Origin of the sequence: Streptomyces sp. NPDC098101 (genome assembly GCF_044760185.1) — a bacterium.
Classification (GTDB): domain Bacteria; phylum Actinomycetota; class Actinomycetes; order Streptomycetales; family Streptomycetaceae; genus Streptomyces.
On record NZ_JBIWAS010000002.1, the window covers coordinates 494515 to 519547 of the forward strand.

Genomic DNA, 25033 nt, shown 5'->3' on the forward strand with positions numbered 1-25033 from the left:
TCCGGTGGGGGGCCGGGCTGCCGTGCGGCGGTCCCGGCGGGTAACCTCCCGCTCATGTCCCGGCATGTCGCGATCGTCACCGATTCCACGGCCTACCTGCCACGCCAGACGAGGGAGCGGCACGCCGTCACCACGGTCCCGCTGACCGTCGTCATCGGCGACCGCGCCCTGGAGGAGGGCACGGAGATCTCGGCCGAAGCCCTCGCCCAGGCCCTCCAGAAGCGGCGGCCCGTCACCACCTCCCGGCCCAGCCCCGAGGTCTTCGCCGAGACCTACCGCCAGGCAGCCGAAGCCGGTGCGCGGGGCATCGTCTCGCTCCACCTGTCCGCCGAGGTCTCCGGGACCTACGACGCGGCCGTGCTCGCCGCGAAGGACGCCCCCGTGCCCGTGCGCGTGGTGGACACCCGCATGATGGGGATGGCACTGGGCTTCTGTGCCCTGGAGGCGGCGCGGACCGTGGAGGCCGGAGGCTCGCTCGACGAGGCCGTCGCGGCGGCCGAGAAGCGCGCCTCCGGGACCTCCGCCTTCTTCTACGTCGACACCCTGGACTACCTGCGCCGGGGCGGGCGCATCGGCACCGCGCAGGCGCTGCTGGGCTCCGCGTTCGCGGTGAAGCCGCTCCTCGAACTCGACGGCGGGCGGATCGAGCTGCGGGAGAAGGTGCGGACGGCCTCGAAGGCCATCGCACGCCTGGAGGAGATCGCGGTGGAGCGGGCCGGCTCCGGGCCGGTCGACATCGCCGTGCACCACCTGTCCGCGCCGGAGCGCGCCGCCACGCTCGCGGACCGGCTCCGGGAGCGGATCCCGGGGATCGGGGAGTTCCACGTCAGCGAGGTGGGCGCGGTCATCGGCGCCCACACGGGCCCCGGGCTCCTCGCGGTCGTCGTCTCACCGCGCTGAGGGCCGCCTGCACGTACCGGTCACGTGCTGGTCGTCCCCATGGGGGTGACGGAGTTTTCCACAGCGGGGCCGCTGTCCACGGACCGTGAGGGAGACCGGCACGGGGCATTCGTGATCTCTACGGTCACAGGCATGACGCTTCGTACACGCATCGCATCGACCACCGCCGTCGCCGGAACCACGGACACGGCTGTTCCCGGAGCCGCGAGGACGACGGGGGCCGTGAGGGCCACCGGCGGTTCGACCAGTGGGCCCGGCCGGGCGGCCGGTTCGGACGGGCGCGGTCGCCCGGGAGGGCGCGGTTCGCCTCCCGGGCGGGGGCGACCGCGCGCCCGGGTCGGAGGGCGGTCCGTCGACGTGCCCGGAGGTGTCGTACGGCGACGGGGGGACGCGCTGTTCCCGACGGCGTTCCCGCCGGAGCCGTCCGCCGGGGTGGCGGCGCCCGGGGCGGAGGAGCTGCCGGAGGCGCCGGAACGGGTCACATCGCCGGTCCCTCCGCCCGGGGTGCGGGAACGGCTGGTGGCGGGGATCCGGGACCGGACACCGCTGTGGGTGCAGACCCGCTGCGGACTGGAACCGAGGACGCTGACCGCGCTGGCCATGGTCCTGGTCGTGGCCGTGGGGCTCGCGGCCGGTTACTTCTGGACGGGGCGGCCGGAGCCGGTGCGCGCTCCCGAGCTCGTCCATGCTGCGCCTGCGACGGCCGCACCCGTGACGGCCGTGCCCGCAGGGCGGACCGGGCCGGAGCAGGAGGCCCGGCAGGAGGCGGGACCACCGCCCGTCCCACCCGTGTCGCCCGCTCCCTCCGGCGCCGAGGTCGTCGTCGACGTCGGCGGGAAGGTGCGCAGGCCGGGGGTGCTGACCCTGCCCGCGGGTTCGCGGGTGGCGGACGCCCTGCGGGCGGCGGGCGGGGTGCGGTCCGGCGCCGATCTCACCGGCATCAACCGGGCCCGGGTCCTGGCCGACGGCGAACAGGTCCTGGTCGACGTGCCGGGGGCACCGGCGGGCGGATCCGGGCCCGGCCCCGGGAGCGGCGGAGGCGCGGGAGGCACAGCGGGCGGAGGGGCGCCGGGGACCCCGGTGAGCCTCAACACGGCCACGGTGGAACAGCTCGACACCCTCCCGGGCGTCGGACCGGTCCTCGCCCAGCACATCATCGACCACCGCACGGAACACGGCGGCTTCCGGTCGGTGGGCGAGCTGCGGGAGGTCAGCGGCATCGGCCAGCGACGGTTCGCCGACCTCGAACCCCTGGTCCGGCCGTGAAGCGGGACGGGGGAGTGGCCGAGGAGACGGAGACGGAGGAGTCGGGAACAGCGGCGCGGGTGTCGGGCCGGTGGGAAGGGCCGGCCGATCTGCGGCTCGTTCCCCTCGCGGCGGCGGCTTGGGCGGCCGCGGCCTGCGCCGTGGGCGTCACCGGGTGGTGGACGGTGACCGGTGTCGCGGTCTGCCTGGTGGGGGCGGCGGTCCTGCTGGTGCGGGGCGCGGTGCGGCGGCGCGCAGACCCCGGGGCCGAGGGGAGCCGTGGGGCGGCCCGGCGGAGGGGGCGCGGTGCGGCTCCGCCGGGAGTCGGGGCAGGGCGGCGGTTGCGGGCCACCGCGTGGGCCGGGGTCCTGTTGTGCGCCGCGGCCGGGGCCGCCTCGGCGGGGCTGCACGCGGCGGACCTGCGACGCGGGCCCGTGCCGGTCCTGGCCGAGGAGTACGCGCGGGCGCGCCTGGAGGTGGTGGTGACCTCCGACCCGAGGCTCACCCGGCCCAAGGTGCGGGGCAACGCCATGGCGCCGGTCTCGGTCGTCCTGGACGGCGAGGTCACCCGGGTCGAGCGGTCGGACGGTGCGGTCCGGCGGACCCGGACGCCGGTCCTGGTGCTCGTGTCACCGGGGGAGGGGCGCGAGGAGTGGCTGCGACTCCTGCCCTCCACCCGGCTGCGGGTCGGCGGCCGGCTCGCGCCGCCGTCGCACCCGGGCGAACCGTTCGCGGCGGTGCTCAAGGTCGACGGATCGGACCCGCCCCTGATTGTGGGCCGGCCGAACGCGCTGCAACGGACGGCGGGGGAACTGCGCGCGGGCCTGCGGAGGGCGACCGAGGGGCTGGCCCCCGACGCGCGGGCCCTGCTGCCCGGGCTGGTCGTCGGGGACACCTCCCGGATCGGCCCCGAGCTGAGGGACGCCTTCGAAGCCACCGATCTCACCCATCTTTTGGCGGTTTCCGGCAGCAACTTGACCATTGTGCTGCTCCTGCTGATCGGGCGTCCCGGGCGGGCGCACCGGGCGGAGCGGGGTGGGCTCGCGCCCCGGATCGGGCTGTCGCTGCGGGTCACCGCGGTGGCCGGGGGAGGTCTGACGCTCGCCTTCGTGGTCGTCTGCCGGCCCGATCCGAGCGTGCTGCGTGCCGCCGCCTGCGGATGCGTCGCGCTGCTCGCGATCGGCACGGGACGCAGGAGGTCGCTGATCCCCGCGCTGGCCGCCGCCGTCCTCGTGCTGGTGCTCTACGACCCCTGGCTCGCGCGGAGCTACGGGTTCCTGCTCTCGGTCCTGGCCACCGGGGCGCTGTTGACGATCGCTCCCCGGTGGAGCGACGCGCTGCGCAGGCGCCGGGTGCCAGGCCGGTTGGCGGAGGCGCTGGCAGCGGCCCTGGCGGCGCAGGCGGTGTGTGCTCCGGTCGTGGCGGTGTTCGCGGCCCGGGTCAGCCTGGTCGCGATCCCGGCGAACCTCTTCGCCGAACTCGCCGTGGCGCCCGCGACGGTGTGCGGGTTCGGCGCGCTGGCCCTGGCGGCGCTCTGGATGCCGGCGGCGGAGGGTCTGGCGTGGGTGGCGGGCCGGCCGGCCGGGTGGATCGCTTGGGTGGCCCGCACCGGGAGCGCGCTGCCGGGAGCGGAGTTGGCCTGGCCCGGCGGGTGGTGGGGCGGGCTGGCCCTCGCGCTGCTCACCGCGACCGTGGTCCTCGGGGCGCGCAGACTGCCGTACCGGGGTGCGGTCGGCGCGCTCGCCGCCGCTCTGCTCCTGCTCGCCGTGGTGCGGCCGGCGCCGCTGACCCGGTGGGCCACCGGATGGCCGCCGCCGGGCTGGGCGTTCGCGATGTGCCAGGTGGGCCAGGGGGACGCGACCGTGCTCGCGGCGGGCGGGGACTCCGCCGTCGTGGTGGACGCGGGCCCCGACCCCGTGCCGGTGGACCGCTGTCTGCGCGAACTCGGGGTGAAGCGCGTGCCGTTGCTGGTGCTCACCCACTTCCACGCGGACCACGTGGCCGGGCTTCCAGGGGTGTTGCGGGGACGGTCGGTGGGGGCGATCCAGACGACGGGGCTCGAAGAACCGCCCGCCCAGGCCGCGTTCGTGCGGCGGACGGCGGCCGCGGCCCGGGTGCCGCTCGTCGGTGCCGAGCCGGGGGAGACGCGGAGGATCGGGGCCCTGGAGTGGCGGGTGCTCTGGCCGTGGCCGACGACCGGACGTATCGCGGGGGCCGAGCCGGTCCCGGGGGCCGGGGGGTCGTTCGAGGGGCCCAACGACGCCAGTGTCACGTTGTTCGTCCGGGCCGCCGGAGGGCTGAGCCTGCTGCTCCTCGGGGACTTGGAGCCACCGGCGCAGCGCGCGCTGTTGCGGGCCCATCCGGGGCTCGCGCCGGTGGACGTCCTCAAGGTCGCCCACCACGGTTCCGCGCACCAGGACCCGGCGTTGATACGGGCCGTGCGGCCGAGGCTCGCGCTGGTGTCGGCGGGCCGGGACAACCCGTACGGACATCCCTCGCCCCGGACGCTGGAGGCGCTGCGGGGCGGCGGGGCGCGGGTGCTGCGGACCGATCGGGACGGGGCGATCGCGGTGGTGGGGGCGGGGAGGGGGCTCGTGGCCGTGCCGAAGGGGGAGTGAACTCCCTGGCAGGGGAGGGGAATCGGTGATCGTGAGGAGAGGAGGGTCGGGCTATCGGCCCGGCAGACTGTCCGTATGACCACACAGCCGACACCCGCTGTCCAGCCCCAGCCCCAGCCCCAGTCCGAGTCCGAGCCCCAGCCCCAGTCCGAGTCCGAGCCCCAGGACCGGGCCCAGGCCCAGAAGCAGGCTCAGCCCCAGGCCCAGGCCCAGGACCAGTCCCCGGCGTCGCGGGGCTCCTTCGCTCCGTCCGTGCCCTTCGTTCCCGCGCCGGCCGAGGTCGAGGCGTATCTGCGGCGGATCGGGGCGGAGCGGCCGGTGCGCGCGGACGCCGCCGCGCTGCGCGAACTGCACCTGCTCCATCTGCGGACCGTGCCCTTCGAGAACCTCTCGATCCACCTCGGGGAGCCCGTCGTCCTGGACGAGAAGGCCCTCCTGGACAAGGTGGTGGGCGCGCGCAGGGGCGGCTTCTGCTACGAGATCAACACCGCGTTCGCGGTCCTGCTGAGGGGGCTCGGGTACGGGGTCGAGCTGCTCCAGGCGCGGGTCGTCGGGGAGGGCGGGAAGCTGGGCATCCCGTACGACCACATGGCGTTGCGGGTGGAGACGGTGGAGGGGGAGCGGTGGTTGGCCGACGTCGGGTTCGGCGACCACAGCCACTTCCCGCTGGCCTTCGACGCGCGCGACGACCAGGAGGACCCGGGCGGTGTCTTCCGGATCGTGGAGACCGCCGACGGCGATCTGGACGTGCTGCGGGACGGGAAGTCCCAGTACCTGATGGAGACCCGGCCGCGCGAGCTCGCCGACTTCGCGGCCGGGGCCTGGTACCACCGGACCTCGCCCGACTCGCACTTCCCGCGCTCCCTCATCTGCTCCCGGCTCACCGAGGAGGGCCGGATCAGCCTCAGCGGCAGGAAGCTGATCACCCGCGCCCACGGCGAGCGCGACGAGCGGATCCTCGGCGGGGACGACGAGGTGCGGGAGGCGTACCGGGAGCTGTTCGGCATCGAGCTCGACGCGCTGCCCGTCGTGGCGCGGCCTCCCGCGCGGAAGGAGGACGTCAATTCGGACTCCCGGTAACACTTGCCGACACTTGCTCCGGTTTGCCTCGAACGCCTCAAGGGTGATCGAATGCGACTTCGTTGCATAGTGAACGAGTCGCACGGGGGTGCGTGAAGAATGTTCGATCGTCTCTTCGGGAAGCGCGGAGGGAACGCCGCGCGGGGCGGGCCGCTCGCCGGGCTCACCGTCCCGTCCTCGGCGGGAGTGCTGAGCTGCCGGGTGCTCGACCCCGTGCACGAGCCCGTCCGGCAGGCCGAGTTCGTCGTCAGCGACGCGGCGGGGCGCAAGGTGCTGGCCGGGGAGACCGACCCGTACGGCACCGCGCTCGCGACCGTGCCGGCCGGCGAGTACCGGCTCGCGGTCACCGCCGAGGGCTACACGCCGCACCACGGCAGCGCCGTCGTCGCCGAGGGCGTCCACACCGGCCTCGGCGACGTCCTGCTCCAGGTCGCCCCGCAGGCCCCGCTCCCGGAGCCGGGCGACTGGGAGATCGACCCGGCGCACTCGCAGATCGGGTTCACGGCGCGCCACATCGGACTGGCCCGGATCCACGGCCGGTTCAACGACTTCGCGGGCGCGGTCCGGATCGCCGACCGCATGGAGCACTCCGCGATGCACGTCGTCATCGACGCCGCCTCCATCGACACCGGGGTCCGGATGCGCGACGACCACCTGCGCTCGGCCGACTTCCTCGACGTCGGCACGTACCCGACGCTGGAGTTCTACAGCGAGCGCTTCACCCACCGGGGCGGCAGCCGCTGGGCCGTCACCGGGGCGCTCACCCTCCACGGGGTGAGCCGCACGGTGACCCTCGACACCCAGTACCTGGGCCTGGGGAGCGGTCTGGAGGGCGAGACCCGGGGCGCCTGCCGGGCCACCACCGAGCTCCACCGCGAGGACTTCACCCTCACCTGGCAGACGCTGCTCGCGCGCGGCATCGCGGCCGTCGGGTCCAGCATCGGCATCGACCTCGACGTCCAGATCGTGCCCAAGAAGGCCGGGGGCTAAGGGGCTTCCAGCCAGCCCTCGTACTCGGCGGCGAGGCCGTCGAGGGCCGCCGGGTCGAGCCGGCCGTCCGGGTCCTCGACGACCACCAGCCACTGCGCGTCCTCGGCGTCGTCCTCCCCGGCCAGGGCGTCCCGCACGAGCTGCGGTTCCTCGGCCAGGCCGAAGCGGTCGGGAAGCTCCTCGGCGACCTCCTCGGCGGCGTCGCGGTCGGGGAGCACCAGTACGTGTCGTTCACTCACCCCGCCATTCTCGGGCACGGCCGACGGTGGCCCGTGACGTCCCCCGCTGTCGGTGGCCCGTGGGATGCTGGACCGCGATGGCCACCAGAAAGACTTCCCCCGACGACCTCCTCGGCCCCGTGACGCTCGCCGTGGGGCAGGAGGACCTGCTCCTCGACCGCGCCGTCCAGGAGGTGGTGGCGGCCGCCCGCGCCGCCGACGCCGACACGGACGTGCGCGACCTCACCTCCGACCAGCTCCAGCCCGGGACGCTCGTGGAGCTCACCAGCCCCTCGCTCTTCGCCGAGCGCAAGGTCCTGATCGTGCGGAACGCGCAGGACCTCTCCGCCGACACGGTCAAGGACGTCAAGGCCTACCTGGGCGATCCGGTCGAGGACATCTCCCTCGTCCTGCTCCACGCGGGCGGGGCCAAGGGCAAGGGCCTGCTCGACGCCGCGCGCAAGGCGGGGGCGCGGGAGGTGGCCTGCCCGAAGACGACCAAGCCGGCGGAGCGGCTGACGTTCGTGCGGCAGGAGTTCCGGGCGCTCGGGCGCTCGGCCACACCGGAGGCCTGCCAGGCCCTGGTCGACTCGATCGGCAGCGATCTGCGGGAGCTGGCGTCCGCCGTCGCGCAGCTGACCTCCGACGTGGACGGGACGATCGACGAGGCCGTCGTCGGGCGGTACTACACGGGCCGCGCGGAGGCCTCCTCCTTCAACGTCGCCGACCGCGCCGTCGAGGGGCGGGCGGCCGAGGCCCTGGAGGCCCTGCGCTGGTCGCTCTCGACCGGGGTCGCGCCCGTGCTCATCACCAGCGCGCTCGCCCAGGGCGTGCGGGCCATCGGCAAGCTCTCCTCGGCCCGGGGCGGCCGCCCCGCCGACCTCGCGCGGGAGCTGGGGATGCCGCCCTGGAAGATCGACCGCGTGCGGCAGCAGATGCGCGGCTGGACCCCGGACGGGGTCTCGCTGGCCCTGCGCGCGGTCGCCGAGGCGGACGCGGGCGTGAAGGGCGGGGGCGACGACCCCGAGTACGCCCTGGAGAAGGCGGTCGTCGCGGTGGCCCGGGCGGCGAGGATGCGCCGGGCCGACTGACCGGTTCGGGCCGGGCCCGACTGATCCAGGGCCCCGGAGCCCCGTTTCCGTTCAGCCGCGTCGCAGGCGCCCGAAGAAGCGGGCGCGGCGCGGCCGGTGTCCGTCGCGGTGCCGGGGGAGGGGTTCGGTGCCGCCCCACGGGCCGTCCGGGGACAGTACGGGGGCCTTGCGCTCCGCCTGGGCCCTGATCTCGTGGTACGACTCGTGCGCCGTGACCCGGAAGGCCTCGTCGTGCGCCGCCATCGCCGCGCCGATCGCCGCGCCCGCCGTTCCCCGGCGGCGCACCACGACCGCGAGCCGGGCCAGCAGGCCCACCGTCCCGGCGAGCGCGGCCCCGATCACGAACAGCGGCAGGTAGTCGTCCATGGGGCGAGGGTACGGACCCCCGATGGCCCCGTACGACGGACGAAGGCCCCGCCGTCTCCCGGGGAAGGAGGCGGCGGGGCCTTCGTCGTTCGAGCAAGTGGGCTCGCACCCGCGTGGCGAACGCGTCCGCGCACGAGCCCGGGGTGGCCGGGCGGGAGCGGGAGAGAGGGCCCGCTGGATCCCGTACGGCCGTTCACATCAGAGCTCAGCCCTGGAGGGAGGCAACCTTGATCGCCAGCGCCGACTTCTTGTTGGCGGCGGCGTTCTTGTGGATGACGCCCTTCGAGACAGCCTTGTCGAGCTGACGCGAGGCGGCACGAGTGGCGACGGTGGCCTTCTCGAAGTCGCCGGCGGCGACGGCCTCGCGGGCCTTGCGGATCGCGGTCTTGAGCGAGGACTTGACGGCCTTGTTGCGCAGGCGCGCCTTCTCGTTCGTCTTGTTCCGCTTGATCTGGGACTTGATGTTCGCCACGAAAAGAGCCTTTACAGGTTCGATGTTCCTTCTGGAAGTGCCTCGTGAGCTGAGAGGGCAGACGAGACACAGCTGTCCACGGTATCAGCCGCCCCCGCGACCGCCCAAACCGGGCGTCGGCCGCCGGGCATGGGACCATGGAGCCTACGTATCCGTTCAGAACATCGCCCGAGACGAGAAGCCTGCGTGCCCGCGACTCCTACCAACGTGCCCGAGCCGAGCCGTACCGACCCGGCTCTGATCCGCAACTTCTGCATCATCGCGCACATCGACCACGGCAAGTCCACGCTCGCCGACCGGATGCTCCAGCTCACCGGTGTGGTCGACCAGCGGCAGATGCGCGCCCAGTACCTCGACCGGATGGACATCGAGCGTGAGCGCGGCATCACGATCAAGTCCCAGGCCGTCCGTCTGCCGTGGGCTCCCACCGAGGGGCCGGAGCAGGGGCGCACGCACATCCTGAACATGATCGACACCCCCGGGCACGTCGACTTCACCTACGAGGTCTCGCGGTCCCTCGCGGCCTGCGAGGGCACGATCCTCCTGGTGGACGCGGCGCAGGGCATCGAGGCGCAGACCCTCGCCAACCTCTACCTGGCGATGGAGAACGACCTCACCATCGTCCCGGTCCTCAACAAGATCGACCTGCCGGCCGCGCAGCCGGAGAAGTTCGCCGAGGAGCTGGCCAACCTCATCGGCTGCCAGCCGGAGGACGTGCTCAAGGTCTCCGCGAAGACCGGCCTGGGCGTCGAGGCGCTGCTCGACCGCGTCGTCCGGGACGTCCCGGCGCCGGTCGGCGTCGCCGACGCCCCCGCCCGCGCGATGATCTTCGACTCCGTGTACGACTCGTACCGGGGCGTCGTGACGTACGTCCGTGTCGTCGACGGGCAGCTCAACAAGCGCGAGCGCATCAGGATGATGTCGACCGGCGCCACCCACGAGCTGCTGGAGATCGGCGTCTCCTCCCCGGAGATGACGCCGTCCGACGGCCTCGGCGTCGGCGAGGTGGGCTACCTCATCACCGGCGTGAAGGACGTCCGCCAGTCCAAGGTCGGTGACACGATCACCTCGCAGGCCAAGGGCGCCACCGAGGCGCTCGGCGGCTACAAGGACCCGAAGCCGATGGTCTTCTCGGGGCTCTACCCGCTGGACGGCTCGGAGTACCCCGACCTGCGCGAGGCCCTCGACAAGCTCCAGCTCAACGACGCCGCGCTCGTCTACGAGCCGGAGACCTCGGCCGCGCTCGGCTTCGGCTTCCGCGTCGGCTTCCTCGGCCTGCTCCACCTGGACGTGATCCGCGAGCGCCTGGAGCGCGAGTTCGGCCTCGATCTGATCGCCACCGCACCCAACGTGGTCTACCGCGTGGTCATGGAGGACGGCGCCGAGCACACGGTCACGAACCCGAGCGAGTTCCCCGAGGGCAAGATCGACGAGGTGTACGAGCCGGTCGTCCGCGCCACGATCCTCGCGCCCAGCGAGTTCATCGGCGCGATCATGGAGCTCTGCCAGAACCGGCGCGGCACCCTGATCGGCATGGACTACCTCTCCGAGGACCGGGTCGAGATCCGCTACACCCTGCCCCTCGCCGAGATCGTCTTCGACTTCTTCGACCAGCTGAAGTCCAAGACGCGCGGGTACGCCTCCCTCGACTACGAGCCCACGGGCGAGCAGGCGTCCAGCCTGGTCAAGGTCGACATCCTGCTGCACGGCGACAAGGTGGACGCCTTCTCCGCCGTCACCCACAAGGACGCCGCGTACGCCTACGGGGTGCGGCTCGTTGCCAAGCTGCGCGAGCTCATCCCCCGGCAGGCCTTCGAGGTGCCGATCCAGGCCGCGATCGGCTCCCGGGTCATCGCCCGCGAGACCATCCGCGCCATCCGCAAGGACGTCCTCGCCAAGTGCTACGGCGGTGACATCTCCCGGAAGCGGAAGCTCCTGGAGAAGCAGAAGGAAGGCAAGAAGCGCATGAAGATGGTCGGCTCGGTGGAGGTGCCCCAGGAGGCCTTCATCGCCGTCCTGTCGAGCGACGAGTCCTCCGGCAAGGGCAAGAAGTAGCCGTCCCCGGGCGATCGGGGGCGTGACGGGGGGCGGGGCCGCGAGGCGCGCCCCCCGTCCCACGGGCGGCACGAACGGGTCCACGCGCACCACGCGCGTGGACCCGTTCGTTATGAAGCGACGCACTGCAAGGCCTTACGCGCCGGACCTCGGGCCTTTAGTCTGATCCCGGCTCGAAGGTTACTCGCCAGTTAGTTACGAACCACCAGAAGGCACCGCCGCCGCCCGGAGGACGTCGTGAGCGACACACAGACCCAGATCGAGAACCGGCCGCCCTCCGTGGCGACCCTCTTCCTTGAGCGAGTCGAGCGGACTCCCGACGCGGAGGCCTACCGCTACCCGGTCCCCGCCGCGTCCGGCAGCGGCCCGGACGACTGGAAGTCACTCAGCTGGGGGCAGGCCGCCGAGCGGGTCTACGCGATCGCCGCCGGCCTGGTCGACCTCGGCGTGCGGTCCGAGGAGCGGGTCGCCCTCGCCTCCTCCACCCGGGTCGAGTGGATCCTCGCGGACCTCGGCGTGATGTGCGCGGGCGCCGCGACCACCACGGTCTACCCGCAGACCAACGCCGAGGAGTCGGCGTTCATCCTTTCGGACTCCGAGTCCAAGGTCCTCATCGCCGAGGACGCGGCCCAGCTGGCCAAGGCCGTCGAGCGCCGCGCCGACCTGCCGAACCTCCGCCACGTGGTCGTCGTGGACGCCACCGGCGTCGAGAGCGACGGCGACTGGGTCCTCACCCTCGCGGAGCTGGAGGAGCGCGGCCGGGCGTACCTGGAGACGCACCCCGAGGCGGTCAAGGAGCGGGTCTCCGCGATCACCTCCACGCAGCTCGCCACCTTGATCTACACCTCGGGCACCACCGGCCGCCCCAAGGGCGTCCGCCTCCCGCACGACAACTGGTCGTACATGGCCAAGGCCATCGCCGCCACCGGCCTCGTCACCCGGGACGACGTCCAGTACCTGTGGCTGCCGCTCGCCCACGTCTTCGGCAAGGTCCTCACCTCGGGCCAGATCGAGGTCGGCCACGTCACCGCCGTCGACGGCCGCGTCGACAAGATCATCGAGAACCTGCCGGTGGTCCAGCCGACCTACATGGCGGCCGTGCCCCGCATCTTCGAGAAGGTCTACAACGGGGTCGCCGCCAAGGCCCGCGCCGCCGGCGGAGCCAAGTACAAGATCTTCCAGTGGGCGGCCGAGGTCTCCCGCGAGTACGCGAAGACCACCCAGGACAACTTCCGCCGCACCGGCACCGCCTCCGCGCCCTTCGGTCTGGGCGTCAAGCACAAGGTCGCCGACGCCCTCGTCTACGGCAAGATCCGCGAGGCCTTCGGCGGCAACCTGCGCGCGTGCATCTCCGGCTCCGCCGCCCTCGCCCCCGAGATCGGCTACTTCTTCTCCGGCGCGGGCATCCACATCCTGGAGGGGTACGGCCTCACCGAGACCTCCGCCGCCTCCTTCGTCAACCCCGGCGAGGCCTACCGCACCGGCACCGTCGGCAAGCCGCTCCCCGGCACCGAGGTCCGCATCGCCGACGACGGCGAGATCCTGATGCGCGGCCCCGGCGTCATGGAGGGCTACCACGGCCTGCCGGAGAAGACCGCCGAGGTCCTGGAGTCCGACGGCTGGTTCCACACCGGCGACATCGGCGAGCTGTCCGCCGACGGCTACCTGCGGATCACCGACCGCAAGAAGGACCTGATCAAGACGTCCGGCGGCAAGTACATCGCGCCGGCCGAGGTCGAGGGCCAGTTCAAGGCCGTCTGCCCGTTCGTCTCGAACATCCTGGTCCACGGCGCCGACCGGAACTTCTGCACCGCCCTGATCGCCCTCGACGAGCCCTCCATCCTCGGCTGGGCCGCCGAGCACGGCCTCGCGGGCAAGCCGTACGCCGAGGTCGTCGCCGCCCCGCAGACCGAGAAGCTGATCCAGGGGTACGTGGACCGGCTCAACGAGGGCCTCCAGCGCTGGCAGACGATCAAGAAGTTCCGCCTGCTGCCGCGCGACCTCGACATCGAGCACGGCGAGCTGACCCCGTCCCTGAAGCTGAAGCGGCCGGTCGTGGAGCGCGAGTACAAGCACCTCATCGAGGAGATGTACGCGGGCTCGCGCGAGGCCTGACCGGCGGCCCCGCACCGGGGCCGACCAGCACGGGAGCCGGTTGTCCACAGGCAGCCGGCCCACCCCGGGCAGTACGGGACAATGGGCTCATGCCTTCCGTACTGCCCGATGGTGAGACCGTTCCCGAGGACGGGGCGCTGCCCCCGCACGCCCTGGAAGGGGCCGGGGAGCGCCCGCTCGGGTTCTACCTGCACGTGCCGTACTGCGCGACGCGCTGCGGGTACTGCGACTTCAACACCTACACGGCGAGCGAGCTGCGCGGCACGGGGGGCGTGCTCGCCTCCCGGGACAACTACGCCGAGCAGGTCGCCGAGGAGATCCGGCTCGCCCGGAAGGTCCTCGGCGACGACCCCCGGCCGGTCCGGACCGTCTTCGTCGGCGGCGGCACGCCCACCCTGCTCGCCGCCGGCGACCTCGTACGGATGCTGGGGGCGATCCGCGACGAGTTCGGGCTCGCGGACGACGCCGAGGTCACGACCGAGGCGAACCCGGAGTCGGTGGACCCGGCCTATCTGGCGGAGCTGCGCGAGGGCGGCTTCAACCGGATCTCCTTCGGGATGCAGAGCGCCCGGCAGCACGTCCTGAAGGTCCTCGACCGCACCCACACCCCCGGCCGCCCCGAGGCGTGCGTCGCCGAGGCGCGGGCCGCCGGGTTCGACCACGTCAACCTCGACCTGATCTACGGCACGCCCGGCGAGTCCGACGACGACTGGCGGGCCTCGCTCGACGCGGCGATCGGCGCCGGACCCGACCACGTCAGCGCCTACGCCCTGATCGTCGAGGAGGGCACCCAGCTGGCCCGCCGGATCCGGCGCGGCGAGGTGCCGATGACCGACGACGACGTGCACGCCGACCGGTACCTGATCACCGAGGAGGTGCTGTCCGGGGCCGGTTTCGAGTGGTACGAGGTGTCCAACTGGGCCACCTCGGAGGCCGGGCGCTGCCTCCACAACGAGCTGTACTGGCGCGGCGCCGACTGGTGGGGCGCGGGGCCCGGCGCGCACAGCCACGTGGGCGGGGTCCGCTGGTGGAACGTGAAGCACCCCGGCACGTACGCGGCGGCCCTCGCGGCCGGCCGGACGCCCGGGGCCGGGCGCGAGCTCCTCTCCGAGGAGGACCGGCGGGTGGAGCGCGTCCTCCTCGAACTGCGGCTCCGGGAGGGCTGCCCCCTGGACCTGCTCCGGCCGGCCGGTCTGGCCGCCGCCGGAAAGGCCCTGGCGGACGGCCTGCTCGACCCCGGGCCGTACGGGGAGGGGCGGGCGGTCCTGACCCTGCGGGGACGGCTGCTCGCGGACGCGGTGGTGCGGGACCTGGTGGACTAGCCGACCGGTCCGGCGGACCGGGGCCGCGCCCCCGGCTGTGATCCGTCGGGAAGCCTCCGGCCGTGATCTGCCGGAGAGCCCCCGGCCGACCGGTCCGCCGGGTGGGCACCGGTCAGTCCAGGTACGGCTCGAAGCCCCAGGACGGGCGTTCGCGCCGGTGGGCCGCGACCGTACGGGGGTGATCGGCGCCGTAGACCCTGGTGAGGGCGAGCAGGGTCTCCGCACGCAGCGCGTTGGCGTTGACGGACTCGGTCAGGCTGCCCAGGCCGGACAGGTCCTCGGCGAGCGACAGCCGGCAGGAGAGGGTCAGCGGGTGCTCCTCCCCGAGGACGCGGCGGGCCCGGCGCAGGGTGTCGCGGCCGAGCGTGACGGCCTCGTCCACGCGCCCGTGGGCGCTGCGGGCGGCGGCGGTGTCGAGGGCGCAGCCGAGCACCCAGGGGTGGTCGTGCCCGAGCGTCGTGGTGAGTCCGGTCAGCGCGGACTCCAGCACGGTCAGGGCCGTCGCCCGCTCCCCGGCGGCCCCCATGACGAGGGCCGTGCCGACGAGGGCGCCGGCGGAGACGGGGTGGGCGGGGCCCAGGAGGGCCCGGTAGCCGGACTCCGCCTCGGTGGCGAGCTCCCCGGCCCGGTCGAGGTCGCCGTGCTCGCGCAGGAAGTCGGCGTAGTGGACCCGGCACCGGAGGGCGACGGGGTGCTCGGGGCCGTGCAGCTCCACGGCCCGTTCCAGGAGCGAGGCGAGCGAGGCCCGCTCCTCGTCGTGCGGCCGGTCGGCGCTGTGGCGGTGGCACAGGGCGAGCTGGATCTCGGCGTCCAGGGTCTGCGGGTGGCGCGCCCCGAGCACCCGCGCGTGGCGGTGGGCGACCTCCTCCTGACGGGCGAGCGCGAGGCCGTGGAGGCCGAGGAGCCGCTGGTCGTGCGTGAGGGAGTCGGCCGAGGCGAGGGTGGCGACGTGGTCCGGTCCCGCGATGTCCCCCCACCAGGTCAGGGTCGCCGTGTCGTACTCGTGGGCCTCCCGGTAGCGGCCCAGGGCGCGGAGCGTGGCCGCGATGTCGTGCCGGGCGGCGAGCACGGGGGCGTCGTCCGCGCCGTCGAGCCGGATGACGTCGTCGAGCACCTCCTGCTGGAGCCGGTACGCGTCCTCGTACCGGCCCAGGCGGCGCAGGCCGCCGGCCACCGCGCCCCTGGCCGCCGGCCCGGCCGGCCCGTCGTCGGCGCCGGCCTCCTCCAGCCGGGCGAGCGCGAGGAGGTTCTTCTCGTGCGCCTCGCGGAAGCGGCCGGCGGCGCGGAGGAGGTCGCCTTCCAGGAGGGCCAGGGCGGGCATCGGCCCGTGGACCGGGTCCATGAACTCGCTCCAGCTCTCCCGGACGCGCCCGGCGAACCGGAGGCCGGTCGCGTGGTCGCCGCCGCGCTCGCAGGAGCGCAGGCAGTTCAGGACGGTGGCCTGGACGCGGGGGTCGGTGCTGCGCAGGGCCCCGGAGGGTTCGAGGTGCGGCAGGAGCGCGGCGTACCGGGCCCACTGCCGACTGTCGGAGGGGTCGCCGGGGTCGGCCCCGGCGAGCAGGGCGCGGACGGTTTCGCGGTGGGCCTCGCGGTGCGCGCCGTCGGTGAGCCGGGAGACGGCTTCGTGCACGTGGCGGCGCATGTGGACCGCCTCCCCGAAGGGCGTGTCCTCGTCGGCGGGCGCGCGGGTGAGGAGGGAGCGGCCGACGAGGGTGTCGAGCGCGCGGGTCCAGGCGGCCGGGTCCGTGGCCGTCCAGCGTAGGTCCTCCGGCAGCCGGTCCTCCGGGCAGGCGCGGATCAGGCCGAGCGGGATGCGGCCGGGGGCGAAGGAGGCGCACAGGACGAGGAGGTCGACGGCCCGCGGCTCCGTGGGGCGGAGCCGGTCGAGGAGGGGCGGCAGGGAGGCGAGGAACGCGGGGGACGAATCGTCGCCCGCCGGGGACTCGTCGGCGCCGGAAGGGGGCCTTTCCCCGACCATGTCCAGATATGCGGGGACCGTCATCCCGGAATCGCCGAGCCAGGCGGCGGCCTGTACGACCGGCAGGGGTACGTCGCCGACCTCGGCGGCGACCTCGTCGGCCTCGACCGCCTTGAGCTGTGGGGCGTGGCGCATCAGATAGCCGATGGACTCGGCACGGTCGAAGGCGGGGACCTCCAGGACGTCGGTGTGCTTCCGCCAGGCATGGTGGCGGGAGGTGATCAGGACGTGGCCGGGTCCGTGCGGAAGCATCGCGTCGACGTCCTCGACGGCGTCCCAGCCGTCGAAGACCACGAGCCAGCGGGAACGCGGCTCACCGCGGCGCAGGGCCTCCAGCACGGCCGCGACCCACTCGTCGGGCCCGCCCCTCACCGGAAGGTCCAGGGCGGCGGCGAGCTTGCCGAAGCGGACGCGCCGGGCGCGGGAGTCCTCGGAGCGGACCCACCAGACGACGTCGTAGGAGGAACTGAAGCGGTGGGCGTACTCGGCGGCGATCTGGGTCTTGCCGATGCCGGGCGCGCCGACCAGGGCGCAGGCGGTGTCGCCGTGCCCGGAGCCCATCAGCCGTTCGTGGAGCGCACCGAGGACGTCGTCGCGGCCGGTGAACCTGTGGTTGCGCTGGGGGACCGTGCCCCAGATGCCCGGCGGGGTCTCCGGATGGCGGGCGGGGCCGCCCGGAGGGGGCCGGTGGATCACGACGCGGGGCGTGATGCCGAGCCTGTCGAGCAGCCGGGCCTCGGCCTCCTTCTCCTCGGTGCCCCAGATGGCCACCGGTTCCAGCACCGAGGCCGCGGGGGGCAGGACGCCGCTGGTGAGGGTGACGGCGGCGAACCGGTCGGCGTGGGCGGCGACGAAGCCGCGCAGGACCTCGTTCCACTCGCCGGCGGGCCGGAGACCCGGCTCGAAGAACGACGCGTCGAGGACGAGGAGGACCCGGCCCGGGAAGAGCAGCAGGTCGCCGAAGACCTCGTCGAGCGACATCCCGGGGTCGGGGTCCCAGCGCAGGAGGGTGGGGGACAGGCCGTTGTCCTCCAGCCGGCGGCCGATCCACGCCGCCCAGGGCTGTTGACGGCCGGGGAAGACGACGGTGACGGCCGACGCGGCGCCCCTGGGGACCGGCCGGACCGGCTTTCCGGAATCCGGGTCGTACGGGATCTCGGGAGGCGCCCGGTACGCGCCCGCCCTGAGCGCCTCCACTTCCGCGCGCAGCGCGGCCAGTTCGTCCTGGCTCCGGGCCGCCCTCTCCTCGGCCTCCCGGTTCTCCGCCGCCTCCTCGGCGGCCGCCGCCGCGTCGGCCGCCAGCAGGGTGTGCTCCAGGTCGGCACAGCGTTGCTCGGCCAGCGCGACGCGCCGCTCGGCCGCTTCGAGGGCCGCCTCCAGCTCGGCGACCCGCCGCCGCAGCGCCTCGTGGTCGGTGAGCACGCGGTGTTGCTCCGCGCGCAACAGGCTCAGCTCGACCCCGGCGGCCCGGTGGGCGGCCGCCTCCCGCGTGAGCGCCTGCCGTTCGGCCTCCAGGGCCACGACGCGCTCCTGGTGTTCCAGCAGGGAGGTGGCCACCGCGTCGGCCATCGTCCTGGCGAGGGCCTTCTCCTGGAGGGCGGTGGCCAGCAGGTCCTCCAGTTCCTGGATCCGCCAGGCGCGGGTGTTGCCCGACTTGAGGGCCGCGCGCTGCGTACGGGTCAGGAGGAGCCGCGCCTGCGGGGACATCGGTCGCCCCAGCTCCTTGCCGACGTCCTCCACCAGTGCGTTGACGAAGTGGTCCGGGGCGACGGTCTCGCCGCTCAGGTAGCGGCTGACGCTGCTCGCGCTGTAGCGGCGCAGCACGGCGTACCTGCGCACGGAGACCTTGAGCTCGGAGAAGCAGCGGCGCAGCGCCTCGGCCAGCTCCCGGCGCTCGCCCACGACCTCGTCGGGGATCGGGCGCAGGCCCATGAGCAGGGCCTTCGCCGCGTCGTCCAAGGGGACGAGTTCACCCGTGACCGGCGCGCCGCCGTCCTCGTCGTGGTGTCGTTCGTCCACCCGTGCCGCTCCTCGGGGTCGTGCCCGGACCGTGTCCCACAGCATCCGCAACACGTAGAGCTTGGCGCAACACGTTCCGCCCTGCGGAGAGTTGACGCACCGACCGGTCACTCCCGAAAGGCGACGACGATGACGCGCAGGCCCCTTCCCGAGGCGACGACGGACCGCGCCCCTTCCGAGGCGACGACGGACAGGACCTCCCCCGAGGAGACGGCGAAGGACCGGACCTCCCTCAAGGTGGCGCTCGCGCTGGCGGGCGCGGCCGTCTCCGGCGCCGTACGGGCCGTGGTGGCCTGGCTCCTCAAGGGCGCCACGGACGGCCCCTGACCGGGCCGGGGGCGTACGGGGACGGCGCCGCGCCGGAGGGCTACGGCGCCGTCACGAAGTCGATCAGCTCCTCGACCCGCCCCAGGAGCGCCGGTTCCAGGTCCTTGTACGAGGTGACCCGCGACAGGATGTGCTGCCAGGCCGCGCCCGTGTTGTCCGGCCAGCCCAGGGCCCGGCAGACGCCCGTCTTCCAGTCCTGGCCGCGCGGGACCGCCGGCCAGGCCGGGATGCCGAGCGAGGACGGCTTCACCGCCTCCCAGACGTCGATGTACGGGTGGCCGACGACCAGCACGTCCGGCGAGGTCACCCGCGCGGCGATCCGGGACTCCTTGGAGCCCGGGACCAGGTGGTCCACCAGGACGCCGAGGCGGGCGTCGGGCGCCGGACCGAACTCCGCGACGATCGCCGGCAGGTCGTCGACGCCCTCCAGGTACTCCACGACCACGCCCTCGATCCGCAGGTCGTCGCCCCAGACCCGCTCGACCAGCTCGGCGTCGTGGCGGCCCTCGACGTAGATCCGGCCCGCCCGCGCCACGCGCGCGCGTGCGCCCGGCACCGCGACCGATCCGGAGGCCGTACGGGTCGGGCGGGCCGGTCCCGAGGCCGGGCGGACCAGGGTCACGACCTTCCCCTCCAGGAGGAAGCCGCGCGGCTCCAGCGGGAAGACCCGGTGCTTGCCGAAGCGGTCCTCCAGGGTCACCGTCCCCGCCTCGCAGCGGATCACCGCCCCGCAGAACCCCGTCGCCACCTCCTCCACGACGAGGTCCCGGTCGGCCGGAACCTCGGGAACGGGCGCCGAGCGCTTCCAGGGGGGCGTCAAGTCCGGGTTGTAGCTGCGCATTCGGGCGACGTTATGCGACGGAGAAGCGCGTCGCCAGTTCCTCGCGCTGGCGTCGTACGAACGCCGCGTCCACCACCGCACCGTGCCCCGGCACGTACACCGCGTCCCCGCCGCCGAGCGACAGGAGGCGGTCCAGGGCGTCCGGCCAGCGGGACGGGATCGCGTCCGGGCCCGCCTGCGGCTCGCCCGACTCCTCCACCAGGTCCCCGCAGAAGACCACCTCCGGCGGGCCGGGCACCAGGAGCGCCAGATCGTGGCCGGTGTGCCCGGGGCCGACGTTGGCCAGGAGCACCTGCCGGCCGCCCAGGTCGAGCGTCCACTCGCCGGAGACCACGTGCCGGGGGGCCACGAGGACGTCCGCCGCCTCGGCGGCCGCCGCCGGGTCGAGGCCCTGCGCCACCCCGTCCGCCCGCAGCTCCTCCCGGTCCGGCTCCCGGGCGAGCAGCTCCTCCGTACCGACCGCGCCGAAGACCTCCGCACCCGCGAAGGCCGCCGTGCCGAACACGTGGTCGAAGTGCGGATGGCTCAGTGCGATGTGCGTCACCCTCCGGCCGCCCGTGAGTTCCGCCACCTCCGCCCGCAGCTCCGCGCCCTCCGCGAGGGACGACCCCGTGTCGTACAGCAGCACCGCCCGTTCGCCCACGACGAGCCCCACCGTGGCGTCCCAGACGGGCAGCCGGCGCCGGCCCACCCCGTCCGCGAGCCGTTCCCATCCCCGTGCTTCCCAGTCGACGTCCATGCCCCGACGCTAACCGGTGGGGCGTCGCCTCCTTGCCAGGAGCGACGTGTGCCGCCGTACACTGGCCCGGGATCGCTGGCACTCGGACAGGGCGAGTGCCAAAAGCGGAGCAACCGGAACGACCGACGCCAGCTGGAGGTGCGCACGATGCTCAGCGAACGCAGACTCGAAGTGCTGCGCGCCATCGTCCAGGACTATGTCGGGACGGAGGAGCCCGTCGGCTCCAAGGCGCTCACGGAGCGCCACAAGCTCGGCGTGTCGCCCGCCACCGTGCGCAACGACATGGCCGTCCTCGAGGAGGAGGGCTACATCGCCCAGCCCCACACCAGCGCGGGCCGCATCCCGACGGACAAGGGCTACCGGCTCTTCGTCGACCGGCTCGCGGGGGTCAAGCCGCTGTCGACGCCCGAGCGGCGGGCCATCCACAACTTCCTCGACGGCGCGGTCGACCTGGACGACGTCGTCGGCCGCACGGTCCGGCTGCTCGCGCAGCTGACCCGGCAGGTCGCAGTCGTCCAGTACCCCTCGCTGACCCGTTCGACCGTCCGGCACGTGGAACTGCTCTCGCTGGCCCCGGCCCGCCTGATGCTCGTCCTCATCACCGACACCGGCCGGGTCGAGCAGCGGGTCGTGGACTGCCCCGCGCCCTTCGGCGACACCTCGCTCGCCGACCTGCGGGCCCGGCTCAACAGCCGGGTCGTCGGCCGCCGGTTCGCCGACGTGCCGCAGCTGGTGCAGGACCTCCCCGAGTCCTTCGAGGAGACCGAGGACCGCGCCACGGTCTCGACCGTGCTCGCGACCCTCCTCGAAACGCTCGTGGAGGAACACGAGGAGCGGCTGATGATCGGCGGCACCGCCAACCTCACCCGCTTCGGACACGACTTCCCCCTGATGATCAGGCCCGTCCTGGAAGCTCTGGAGGAGCAGGTCGTCCTCCTCAAGCTGCTCGGCGAGGCCAAGGAATCGGGCATGACCGTACGGATCGGGCACGAGAACGCCCACGAGGGGCTGAGCTCCACGTCCGTCGTCTCGGTCGGCTACGGTTCGGGCGGCGAGGCAGTCGCCAAACTCGGCGTGGTCGGACCGACCCGCATGGACTACCCCGGAACGATGGGAGCGGTACGCGCAGTGGCACGTTACGTCGGACAGATCCTGGCGGAGTCGTAAGTGGCCACGGACTACTACGCCGTACTCGGCGTGCGCCGCGACGCTTCCCAGGACGAGATCAAGAAGGCGTTCCGGAGGCTCGCGCGCGAGCTGCACCCGGACGTCAATCCCGATCCGAAGACGCAGGAGCGCTTCAAGGAGATCAACGCCGCCTACGAGGTCCTCTCGGACCCGCAGAAGAAGCAGGTCTACGACCTCGGCGGCGACCCGCTCTCGGCCTCCGGCGGAGGCGGCGCGGGCGGCTTCGGAGCCGGTGGCTTCGGCAACTTCTCCGACATCATGGACGCCTTCTTCGGCACGGCCTCGCAGCGCGGCCCGCGCTCGCGCACCCGCCGCGGCCAGGACGCCATGATCCGCCTGGAGATCGACCTCAACGAGGCGGCCTTCGGCACCACCAAGGACATCCAGGTCGACACGGCGGTCGTCTGCACGACCTGCTCCGGCGAGGGCGCCGCGCCCGGCACCTCCGCGCAGACCTGCGACATGTGCCGCGGCCGGGGCGAGGTCTCCCAGGTCACCCGGTCCTTCCTGGGCCAGGTCATGACCTCCCGGCCCTGCCCGCAGTGCCAGGGCTTCGGCACCGTCGTCCCGACCCCGTGCCCCGAGTGCGCGGGCGACGGACGGGTCCGCTCCCGCCGCACCCTCACGGTCAAGATCCCGGCCGGCGTCGACAACGGCACCCGCATCCAGCTCGCGGGCGAGGGCGAGGTCGGCCCCGGCGGCGGCCCCGCCGGAGACCTGTACGTCGAGATCCACGAGACCCCGCACGAGACGTTCCAGCGGCGCGGCGACGACCTGCACTGCACGGTCACCCTCCCGATGACGGCGGCCGCGCTGGGCACCAAGGTCCAGTTGCAGACCCTCGACGGCCTCGAAGAGATCGACGTCCGTCCGGGCACCCAGTCCGGCCAGTCGATCCCGCTGCACGGCCGCGGCGTCACCCACCTGCGCGGCAACGGCCGGGGCGACCTGATCGTGCACGTCGAGGTCCAGACCCCGGGCAAGCTCGACGCGGAGCAGGAGCGCCTCCTGCGCGAGCTCGCCAAGCTGCGCGGCGAGGAACGCCCCACGGGACAGTTCCAGCCGGGGCAGCAGGGCCTGTTCTCGCGCCTGAAGGACGCCTTCAACGGGCGGTAGGCCGAGCCCGTACGCATCCCGTACGCATGGGGAGGGGCGGTGTCCATACATGGATACCGCCCCTTTCCATACCCCTCCCCGTGGCATGACACGATGCCCATATGTCCACCACCGCACTGAACGATCTCTCTCGGTTCCCGATCGTGCAGGCCCCCATGGCGGGTGGCGCCTCCTGTCCCGAGCTGGCCGGAGCCGTCTGCGAGGCCGGGGCGCTCGGCTTCCTGGCCGGCGGCTACAAGACGGCCGGAGGCCTGTACCAGGAGGTCAAGCAGGTGCGCGGGCTCACCGCGCGCCCCTTCGGCGTCAACCTCTTCGTGCCGCAGACCGGACGGCCCGCCGACCCGGCCGCCGTCGAGGTCTACCGGCACCAGCTCGCCGGAGAGGCCGACTGGTACCGGACCCCGCTCGGCGAGACCGACGACTCCCGCGACGACGCCTACGACGCCAAGCTGGCCATCCTCCTGGAGGACCCGGTCCCCGTCGTCTCCTTCACCTTCGGCTGCCCCGCGCCCGACGCCCTCGCCGCCTTCGCCCGCGCCGGCACGTACACGATGGTCACCGTCACCTCCGCCGAGGAGGCCCTGGCCGCCGAGCGCGCCGGGGCCGACGCCGTCTGCGTCCAGGGCGTCGAGGCCGGCGGGCACCAGGGCACGTACCGCGACGACCCGGACGAGGACGGCGCGCCCGGCACCGGCCTGCTCGCCCTCGTCACCCAGGTCCGCGAGAGCACCCGCCTCCCGATCGTCGCCGCGGGCGGGATCATGCGCGGCGCCCAGATCGCCGCCGTCCTCGCCGCCGGGGCCGGGGCCGCCCAGCTCGGCACCGCCTTCCTCGGCTGTCCCGAGTCCGGCGCCCACCCGCTGCACAAGCGGGCCCTGACCGATCCGCTGTTCACCCGCACCGCCCTCACCCGGGCCTTCTCGGGGCGCCCGGCGCGCGGCCTCGTCAACCGCTTCATGCGCGAGCACGGCCCGTACGCCCCCGCCGCCTATCCCGAGGTCCACCACCTCACCGCCCCGCTGCGCAAGGCCGCCGCCACCGCCGGGGACGCCCAGGGCATGGCCCTCTGGGCCGGCCAGGGCCACCGCCTCGCCCGCGCGCTCCCCGCCGGGCAGCTGGTCGGGGTCCTCGCCGCCGAACTCGACACCGCCCTCTCGGAACTGGCCCACAGGAGCACTTCGTGACCGCACCCGTCTTCGTCGTCGACGCCGTCCCCGGCGCCGGGACCTTCCTCCTGGACGGCCCCGAGGGCCGCCACGCCGTCTCCGTGAAGCGGCTGCGGGAGGGCGAGGAACTCGTCCTGGTCGACGGCCGGGGCCGCTGGGCCGCCTGCGAGGTGCTGGCCGCCGAGGGCAAGGACCACCTCACCGTGCGGGTCGCCGAGGTCCACGAGGACCCCGAGGACGAGCCCCGGATCACCGTCGTCCAGGCGCTCCCCAAGGGCGACCGGGGCGAGCTGGCCGTCGAGACCATGACGGAGACCGGCGTCGACGCGATCGTCCCGTGGGCCGCCTCCCGCTGCATCACCCAGTGGAAGGGCGACCGGGGCCTCAAGGCGCTCGCCAAGTGGCGGTCCACCGCGCGCGAGGCCGGCAAGCAGTCGCGCCGCACCCGCTTCCCCGAGGTCGCGGACCTCATGACGACCAAGCAGGTCGCCGCCCTCCTCGCGGGGGCCGACTTCGCGGCCGTCCTGCACGAGGACCGCGACCACCCCAGCGGCGCGCTCGCCACCGCCGGCCTCCCCGCGAAGGGCTCGGTCGTCCTCGTCGTCGGCCCCGAGGGCGGGGTATCCCCGGAGGAGCTCGCCGCCTTCGAGGCGGCCGGGGCGAAGCCGTACCGGCTGGGCCGCAGCGTGCTGCGCACCTCCACGGCGGGCACGGCGGCGACGGCCCTGGTCCTGGGCCGGACGGGCCGCTGGAGCTAGGAGCCGTCCGGCACGACAGGGACGGGGAATCAGGGTCCGTCGGCCGTCAGCGCGTCGAAGAGCGGCCAGCCGTCCTCCTCCCGCGTCCCGTCCGCGACGGGGACGAGGCCGCAGGCCAGCGCCGCGTCGAGGAACCGGCGGGCGACCCCGGGCTCGTCCAGGTTGAGCCGGCCGCCCCCGGCGGCGAGCACCTCGTGCCGGCCCATCGGGAAACCGGCCACCGCGCGGCCCGGCGCCTCCCGGAAGACCAGCCGGAGCAGGGCGTGCGGGCGTCCGGCGCGGCGCAGGGCGAGCACGGTCCGGCAGCCGGGGTGCCGGTGCCGGACGTTCCAGAGCCAGACCGTGCCGTCCACCGTCAGCCCGCGCGGGGCCCCGTCCCGTCTCATGCGGCGCAGTGTACGAAGGAGGCACGACGGAGGAAGAGGGGGC

21 protein-coding genes are annotated in these 25033 nt (G+C 74.0%); 14 read left to right on the plus strand and 7 right to left on the minus strand.

The features are described 5' to 3' along the window. The first annotated feature begins 54 nt into the window (after nucleotides 1–54). The 5 genes from ACIQVI_RS09245 to ACIQVI_RS09265 all read left to right on the plus strand — a co-directional run bounded on the left by ACIQVI_RS09245 (nucleotide 55) and on the right by ACIQVI_RS09265 (nucleotide 6833). Nucleotides 55–900, plus strand: a complete 846-nt coding sequence (locus ACIQVI_RS09245) for a DegV family protein (RefSeq protein ID WP_351969107.1) — start codon at nucleotides 55–57, stop codon at nucleotides 898–900. A gap of 519 nt (nucleotides 901–1419) precedes the next feature. Further along, nucleotides 1420–2166, plus strand: coding sequence for a helix-hairpin-helix domain-containing protein (locus tag ACIQVI_RS09250; protein ID WP_403593117.1), 747 nt, complete (start codon nucleotides 1420–1422; stop codon nucleotides 2164–2166). Nucleotides 2167–2180: 14 nt separating this feature from the next. Continuing rightward, entirely contained in the window at nucleotides 2181–4763 is a 2583-nt protein-coding gene (locus tag ACIQVI_RS09255) for a ComEC/Rec2 family competence protein (RefSeq protein ID WP_403593120.1), read from the plus strand. 75 nt (nucleotides 4764–4838) lie between these two features. Beyond that, nucleotides 4839–5843 (plus strand): arylamine N-acetyltransferase, encoded by a 1005-nt coding sequence (locus ACIQVI_RS09260; protein WP_403593123.1) that lies wholly within the window; start codon nucleotides 4839–4841, stop codon nucleotides 5841–5843. A 99-nt stretch (nucleotides 5844–5942) separates the two neighbouring features. Further along, nucleotides 5943–6833: a YceI family protein gene (locus tag ACIQVI_RS09265; protein WP_403593126.1), complete on the plus strand. Its 891-nt coding sequence runs from the start codon at nucleotides 5943–5945 to the stop codon at nucleotides 6831–6833. Here ACIQVI_RS09265 and ACIQVI_RS09270 read toward each other — a convergent pair. Further along, nucleotides 6830–7072, minus strand: coding sequence for a hypothetical protein (locus ACIQVI_RS09270; RefSeq protein WP_121829327.1), 243 nt, complete (start codon nucleotides 7070–7072; stop codon nucleotides 6830–6832). The genes ACIQVI_RS09265 and ACIQVI_RS09270 overlap by 4 nt on opposite strands. A 77-nt stretch (nucleotides 7073–7149) precedes the next feature. Here ACIQVI_RS09270 and holA point away from each other — a divergent pair, with 77 nt between their 5' ends. Beyond that, nucleotides 7150–8142 carry a DNA polymerase III subunit delta gene (holA, locus tag ACIQVI_RS09275; RefSeq protein WP_121829326.1) on the plus strand — a complete coding sequence of 331 codons (993 nt, stop codon included), beginning with the start codon at nucleotides 7150–7152 and terminating at the stop codon, nucleotides 8140–8142. A gap of 51 nt (nucleotides 8143–8193) precedes the next feature. Here holA and ACIQVI_RS09280 read toward each other — a convergent pair whose 3' ends face one another. Together ACIQVI_RS09280 and rpsT are read right to left on the minus strand one after the other, a co-directional pair. Beyond that, the gene (locus ACIQVI_RS09280) at nucleotides 8194–8508 is read right to left on the minus strand and encodes a hypothetical protein (RefSeq protein ID WP_403593131.1); all 315 of its coding nucleotides are present in this window, start codon (nucleotides 8506–8508) and stop codon (nucleotides 8194–8196) included. A gap of 205 nt (nucleotides 8509–8713) precedes the next feature. Then, entirely contained in the window at nucleotides 8714–8980 is a 267-nt protein-coding gene (gene rpsT, locus ACIQVI_RS09285; RefSeq protein WP_053647457.1) for a 30S ribosomal protein S20, read from the minus strand. 186 nt (nucleotides 8981–9166) lie between these two features. On the opposite strand from rpsT, the gene lepA reads away from it, so the two are divergent. The 3 genes from lepA (at nucleotide 9167) to hemW (ending at nucleotide 14472) form a co-directional block, all read left to right on the plus strand. Continuing rightward, entirely contained in the window at nucleotides 9167–11035 is a 1869-nt protein-coding gene (gene lepA / locus ACIQVI_RS09290) for a translation elongation factor 4 (protein WP_351969102.1), read from the plus strand. 237 nt (nucleotides 11036–11272) lie between these two features. Continuing rightward, entirely contained in the window at nucleotides 11273–13150 is a 1878-nt protein-coding gene (locus tag ACIQVI_RS09295) for a long-chain fatty acid--CoA ligase (RefSeq protein WP_351969101.1), read from the plus strand. 89 nt (nucleotides 13151–13239) lie between these two features. Then, the gene (gene hemW, locus ACIQVI_RS09300; RefSeq protein WP_351969100.1) at nucleotides 13240–14472 is read left to right on the plus strand and encodes a radical SAM family heme chaperone HemW; all 1233 of its coding nucleotides are present in this window, start codon (nucleotides 13240–13242) and stop codon (nucleotides 14470–14472) included. 112 nt (nucleotides 14473–14584) lie between these two features. Here hemW and fxsT read toward each other — a convergent pair whose 3' ends face one another. Further along, complete coding sequence (gene fxsT / locus ACIQVI_RS09305; RefSeq protein WP_403593138.1) at nucleotides 14585–18469, minus strand: FxSxx-COOH system tetratricopeptide repeat protein; 3885 nt, start codon at nucleotides 18467–18469, stop codon at nucleotides 14585–14587. Between the two features lie 129 nt (nucleotides 18470–18598). Between fxsT and ACIQVI_RS09310 the strand changes: the two genes are divergently transcribed. Next, entirely contained in the window at nucleotides 18599–18796 is a 198-nt protein-coding gene (locus tag ACIQVI_RS09310) for a hypothetical protein (protein ID WP_403593141.1), read from the plus strand. A 40-nt stretch (nucleotides 18797–18836) separates the two neighbouring features. Here ACIQVI_RS09310 and ACIQVI_RS09315 read toward each other — a convergent pair whose 3' ends face one another. Together ACIQVI_RS09315 and ACIQVI_RS09320 are read right to left on the minus strand one after the other, a co-directional pair. Then, on the minus strand, nucleotides 18837–19637 hold the full coding sequence (locus ACIQVI_RS09315; RefSeq protein WP_351969097.1) for a DUF3097 domain-containing protein: 801 nt from the start codon (nucleotides 19635–19637) through the stop codon (nucleotides 18837–18839). Between the two features lie 10 nt (nucleotides 19638–19647). Further along, nucleotides 19648–20376, minus strand: coding sequence for an MBL fold metallo-hydrolase (locus ACIQVI_RS09320; protein ID WP_351969096.1), 729 nt, complete (start codon nucleotides 20374–20376; stop codon nucleotides 19648–19650). A gap of 147 nt (nucleotides 20377–20523) precedes the next feature. Between ACIQVI_RS09320 and hrcA the strand changes: the two genes are divergently transcribed. The 4 genes from hrcA (at nucleotide 20524) to ACIQVI_RS09340 (ending at nucleotide 24604) form a co-directional block, all read left to right on the plus strand. Continuing rightward, nucleotides 20524–21543 (plus strand): heat-inducible transcriptional repressor HrcA, encoded by a 1020-nt coding sequence (hrcA, locus tag ACIQVI_RS09325; protein WP_403593146.1) that lies wholly within the window; start codon nucleotides 20524–20526, stop codon nucleotides 21541–21543. Beyond that, the gene (dnaJ, locus tag ACIQVI_RS09330) at nucleotides 21544–22680 is read left to right on the plus strand and encodes a molecular chaperone DnaJ (RefSeq protein ID WP_056559063.1); all 1137 of its coding nucleotides are present in this window, start codon (nucleotides 21544–21546) and stop codon (nucleotides 22678–22680) included. A 101-nt stretch (nucleotides 22681–22781) separates the two neighbouring features. Then, nucleotides 22782–23864, plus strand: coding sequence for a nitronate monooxygenase (locus ACIQVI_RS09335; RefSeq protein WP_403593150.1), 1083 nt, complete (start codon nucleotides 22782–22784; stop codon nucleotides 23862–23864). Further along, nucleotides 23861–24604: a 16S rRNA (uracil(1498)-N(3))-methyltransferase gene (locus ACIQVI_RS09340; protein ID WP_403593153.1), complete on the plus strand. Its 744-nt coding sequence runs from the start codon at nucleotides 23861–23863 to the stop codon at nucleotides 24602–24604. Before ACIQVI_RS09335 ends, ACIQVI_RS09340 begins: the two co-directional genes overlap by 4 nt. A gap of 29 nt (nucleotides 24605–24633) precedes the next feature. On the opposite strand, the gene ACIQVI_RS09345 is transcribed toward ACIQVI_RS09340, so the two are convergent. Next, entirely contained in the window at nucleotides 24634–24990 is a 357-nt protein-coding gene (locus ACIQVI_RS09345) for a hypothetical protein (RefSeq protein ID WP_403593156.1), read from the minus strand. Nucleotides 24991–25033 lie beyond the last annotated feature (43 nt).

Bases quoted from the DNA above. Each gene is read 5' to 3' on its own strand.
- ACIQVI_RS09245 (WP_351969107.1), top strand. From the start codon at position 55: ATGTCCCGGCATGTCGCGATCGTCACCGATTCCACGGCCTACCTGCCA.
- ACIQVI_RS09260 (WP_403593123.1), top strand. From the start codon at position 4,839: ATGACCACACAGCCGACACCCGCTGTCCAGCCCCAGCCCCAGCCCCAG.
- ACIQVI_RS09265 (WP_403593126.1), top strand. From the start codon at position 5,943: ATGTTCGATCGTCTCTTCGGGAAGCGCGGAGGGAACGCCGCGCGGGGC.
- holA (WP_121829326.1), top strand. From the start codon at position 7,150: ATGGCCACCAGAAAGACTTCCCCCGACGACCTCCTCGGCCCCGTGACG.
- ACIQVI_RS09280 (WP_403593131.1), bottom strand. From the start codon at position 8,508: ATGGACGACTACCTGCCGCTGTTCGTGATCGGGGCCGCGCTCGCCGGG.
- hemW (WP_351969100.1), top strand. From the start codon at position 13,240: ATGCCTTCCGTACTGCCCGATGGTGAGACCGTTCCCGAGGACGGGGCG.
- ACIQVI_RS09310 (WP_403593141.1), top strand. From the start codon at position 18,599: ATGACGCGCAGGCCCCTTCCCGAGGCGACGACGGACCGCGCCCCTTCC.
- ACIQVI_RS09315 (WP_351969097.1), bottom strand. From the start codon at position 19,637: ATGCGCAGCTACAACCCGGACTTGACGCCCCCCTGGAAGCGCTCGGCG.
- ACIQVI_RS09320 (WP_351969096.1), bottom strand. From the start codon at position 20,376: ATGGACGTCGACTGGGAAGCACGGGGATGGGAACGGCTCGCGGACGGG.
- hrcA (WP_403593146.1), top strand. From the start codon at position 20,524: ATGCTCAGCGAACGCAGACTCGAAGTGCTGCGCGCCATCGTCCAGGAC.
- ACIQVI_RS09335 (WP_403593150.1), top strand. From the start codon at position 22,782: ATGTCCACCACCGCACTGAACGATCTCTCTCGGTTCCCGATCGTGCAG.
- ACIQVI_RS09345 (WP_403593156.1), bottom strand. From the start codon at position 24,990: ATGAGACGGGACGGGGCCCCGCGCGGGCTGACGGTGGACGGCACGGTC.